We start from the raw sequence: 3,582 nt of genomic DNA, 5'->3' as shown, positions 1-3,582 counted from the left end.
CCATCATCGAGGTCCGAAAGGCCGGACTTGTTGATATCCGACCGGTCGTCTATTTATACTTTCCGGGCGCTGCCGTGTGTCGCGCACTAGCGCCCGATAGGAAAGGGACTCCCATCCAATGTCGACTTCATCCGTGTACGACGAGCCCGCAGAGCCCGGACTTCCGCCATCTGGCTTCCAGCTTGACGTGACGCACGCTGCGCTCGTCGTGACTGACCCGCAGAACGACTTTCTCAGCCCCGATGGTGCAACATGGTCGGTGTTCGGCGCCAGCGTCGAAGACAACGGCACTGTCGAGCACATCGACCAACTACTGTCAGCTGCCAAGAGCGCGGGGATCACGGTTGCGATCTCTCCGCACTATTACTATCCATCCGATCAGGACTGGCAATTCGCCGGACCGCTTGAGCGCTTCATGCACAGTGTCGGCATGTTCGCGCGGACGCATCCGCTGCAGCTGGAAGGGTTCGACGGTTCGGGCGCGGACTATCTCGAGCGGTACAAGAACCGCATCCTGGACGGAAAGACGGTGGTCGCTTCTCCCCATAAAATCGTGGGTCCGCAGTCCAACGATCTCGTACTTCAGCTTCGCAAACGCGGTGTGACCCAGGTTCTTCTGGCTGGAATGGCCGCGAATCTGTGCACCGAAAGCCATTTGCGCGAGCTGATCGAACAGGGTTTCGAGGTTGTCGTCATCCGTGACGCGACTGCGGGTGCACGGTTGCCCGAAGGCGACGGATACTTGGCTGCCCTGATTAATTTCCGATTCCTCGCCTCAGCTATCTGGACCACCGATCAAGCGGTGGCTGAGTTGGCGCAAGCCACCTAAAGACCGATGGGCGCTGACGGCAGCAAAGTTGGTGTATCCATTGTTGCTGAGCTGAACTCGGTTGCCCTGCGAAGCTCAGCGGCGCCGTTGGTGTAAGTGCGCCGATAACGTATCGCGCAGCGTGCGCTTGAAGCCGGCCACGGGGATCTGATTCAAGATTGCGATCGTCGATATGTATTGAGTGCGATAGTTTGCGCATCCGGCGCACTCGGACAGGTGCGTTTCGAGCCTCACGTGGTCGCTCGAACCGAGCGAGTCGTCCAGGTATTCGGTGAGTAGTTCGGCGAGTTCGTTGCATCTCATCTGTCTGCATCCTTTCATGTAGTGCATGAGCGACCGGCTCGCCGGCGACCATGCTCCCCGGTGCTTGAGGAAAAATTCCCGAGGATGGCTTCGTTGCTCCGACTCCTCGTCCAGTTTCTCGTCGTCAAGGGACTGCGACCTTTCCTCCTATGAAAGTTCGCAGACAGCTCTGTGAACCGAGGTGACTGATCCTGGGAAGAGCCGATTCCTTTGTGTAAGAGGCCTTCCTGTAGGGGGCCTTCGGCGATCTGGTGTCCTGACGTAGTCGCGTGCGAGGCGTGGCGTCGTGGGGCTTGCAAGTCGACAACTTGCACGAAGCCGCCCTCGTCACCCGCACGAAGCGAGGTGACGAGGGCGGCTTCGGCCTCAGCGGCGTGTGAGTGCATCGACCAGCGTCCAGGCAGAGATTCCGAGCAGTGCGACGTCCTTGATCAGGAACTGACCAGTCGACGACAACACCGGGAAACCTCCTGCTGATGCTTCGAATGCACCAGGCGTACTGAGCACGAATGTCAGTGTTGTGGCGAACATGCCGATGGCCATGAGGCTACCGATCGCTGAGAGTCGAGGGAACCACGGTTTGACGGCGAGCAAGACCGCGATTGCGATCTCGACTACACCGAGTAGCGACGAAAAGGTGGTGATCGAGAAAATGTCGTACAGCCAAGACATGAAAGGGCTGTTCGACACGAATGGCGCGATGCCGTTGGCTTCGTACTCTGTGAACTTCAGCATGCCGATCCAGGCGATGACGACGGCCAGCCCGTACCGTGCCAGGCCCGCGCCGCCACGTGCTACTGGCGACTCTGGGCGCACGCCGGCTTGAATCTGCTCGCGGATGGTAGCGATCATGATGACTCCCTTGCTAGTTGGGTTGACTACACCACTGAGTGCTATGCACTTCGGAAAGCGTTACAGCGCTTCCGTTTAGGTGGGTGTGCCGTACGTCATAGTTCCTGCGGGGATCTTGTGGGTCGAGACCGACGACGCGGATTGCGAGGTCTCGCCCTCGACCATTTGGGTGCCCACGCCCTTCCGCGCGGCGCTGCGGTCGTCGACGCCAAGTTCCTTTAGTCGCGGTAACCCCAGAAGTCGGCTTATCCGCCCCGTGTCGGCGCAATCGACCAGCAAAGCACGGACCATTTAGCAGCGCAGCGCTGTCAGGGAAAACGCCGGCGTGGTCTGTCGGCCCTCGTAGTGCCGATTTGCTGTGTCGCGACTAACTAACGGCCGAACAGATTTGGCGACCAATCTGCTTTGAGCAAGGCGATGAACGCAACCCTAAACGCACTGACCGCCACCAGACAGTGCTGGGTCTCTCCAGTTTTGGGCGACCTTGAGAGGCTATCGACGGCTAGGAGCGATGGTCCGACCATGTTGCGCAATCGCAGCCTGCGACAGCTTCTCCGACCGATACAGCCGGCGAATCTCCGCCCAATCCTCCACAGTGATCACTCTCCAATCGAAAGGTGAAGTGCTCACTTTTCAACCGGAACTACCTGCTCACTTTTCGACCGGAGCTGACAGGCATGGTGCACATGACGAGGTCGACGATGCTCGGCAAGCTTGCGGCGTTGCAGCAGACCTCGGCCCAGGAAGTAGACGCTGCGCGAGAATCGATCAAGTGGCCACCGCACCGCCGGCTTGGCACCGCCTCCCAAGCACTTTGAACCACCCCGGGTTTGATCCGCGTCAAACCTGGGGTGGTTCACGGTTTTCGTATCGTTGCCGATTTCATTCGACTGCGGGTTCCTGGCCGGATGGCACGGTCGAACCTGCGCAGTTCGGCGAGTCCCTATTGAGTGGGGATCGTCCGAGTTAAGCCGCGCAGCAGAGCGCACCTCAAGCACGGTCACGCACCGACGGCCACCAACCAGCCGACCCGGCGGTGTTAGCGCAGGAAGACACCCCCTTTACGCCCATCTGAATATCGCGCTATTGGGATATTGACGTATCTCGATATCTAGGTTAGGGTTGGTGGCACCACGTCGTCAGGGGTGGTGAACAACGAAATCACGGAAGAGGTTGAGCCGGTTGTACTTCCGGCCCGCCCGCCAATCAGAAGGAGAAGCGCGCCATGTCCACGTCCCAGTATGCTCCGGACCGCAGCTACGGAATGTTCATCGACAACCAATGGGTGGACGCGGAGTCCGGGGAGACGATCGAGAGTATCAATCCCGCGACGGGTGAGGTGCTGACTCGTATTCCTAGTGGAACAGCCGCTGATGTCGATCGCGCGGTCCAGGCGGCGCAGCGTGCGTTTGCGGGCTGGAGGGCGACCACGGTGACGGAACGTGCGAACGCGTTGAACAGGATCGCCGACCTGCTGGAGGCTGACGCCGAGCGTTTCGCGGTCCTGGAGTCGCTGGATGTGGGCAAGCCGATTCGCGAGTCGCGCGTTCTCGACGTGCCCATCGCCATTGATCACTTCAGGTACTTCGCCGGAGTGA

General features: G+C 59.7%; 5 protein-coding genes. 3 read left to right on the top strand and 2 right to left on the bottom strand.

The window, feature by feature from the left end; translation table 11 throughout:
- Positions 1-118: 118 nt before the first annotated feature.
- Positions 119-829 (top strand): cysteine hydrolase family protein, encoded by a 711-nt coding sequence (locus tag B4393_RS27050; RefSeq protein WP_033710423.1) that lies wholly within the window; start codon positions 119-121, stop codon positions 827-829.
- Positions 830-904: 75 nt separating this feature from the next.
- On the opposite strand, the gene B4393_RS27045 is transcribed toward B4393_RS27050, so the two are convergent.
- A complete protein-coding gene (locus B4393_RS27045; RefSeq protein ID WP_033710422.1) occupies positions 905-1,132 on the bottom strand; it encodes an anti-sigma factor family protein in 228 nt (75 codons plus the stop codon).
- A 366-nt stretch (positions 1,133-1,498) separates the two neighbouring features.
- Complete coding sequence (locus B4393_RS27040) at positions 1,499-1,981, bottom strand: YkgB family protein (protein ID WP_031354506.1); 483 nt, start codon at positions 1,979-1,981, stop codon at positions 1,499-1,501.
- Between the two features lie 620 nt (positions 1,982-2,601).
- On the opposite strand from B4393_RS27040, the gene B4393_RS27030 reads away from it, so the two are divergent.
- Together B4393_RS27030 and B4393_RS27025 are read left to right on the top strand one after the other, a co-directional pair.
- Positions 2,602-2,802: a hypothetical protein gene (locus B4393_RS27030; protein ID WP_036448118.1), complete on the top strand. Its 201-nt coding sequence runs from the start codon at positions 2,602-2,604 to the stop codon at positions 2,800-2,802.
- A gap of 407 nt (positions 2,803-3,209) precedes the next feature.
- Positions 3,210-3,582 (top strand): aldehyde dehydrogenase family protein (locus B4393_RS27025; RefSeq protein WP_157901334.1); only part of this gene is annotated, 373 nt, incomplete at its 3' end.

Origin of the sequence: Mycobacteroides franklinii (assembly GCF_002013895.1) — a bacterium.
Taxonomy (GTDB): domain Bacteria; phylum Actinomycetota; class Actinomycetes; order Mycobacteriales; family Mycobacteriaceae; genus Mycobacterium; species Mycobacterium franklinii.
Note: the sequence above shows the minus strand (reverse complement) of the source record. Positions and strands in the feature narration are given on the sequence as shown.

Coding starts and splice junctions, on each gene's coding strand:
- B4393_RS27050 (WP_033710423.1), top strand. CDS start 119: ATGTCGACTTCATCCGTGTACGACGAGCCCGCAGAGCCCGGACTTCCG.
- B4393_RS27045 (WP_033710422.1), bottom strand. CDS start 1,132: ATGAGATGCAACGAACTCGCCGAACTACTCACCGAATACCTGGACGAC.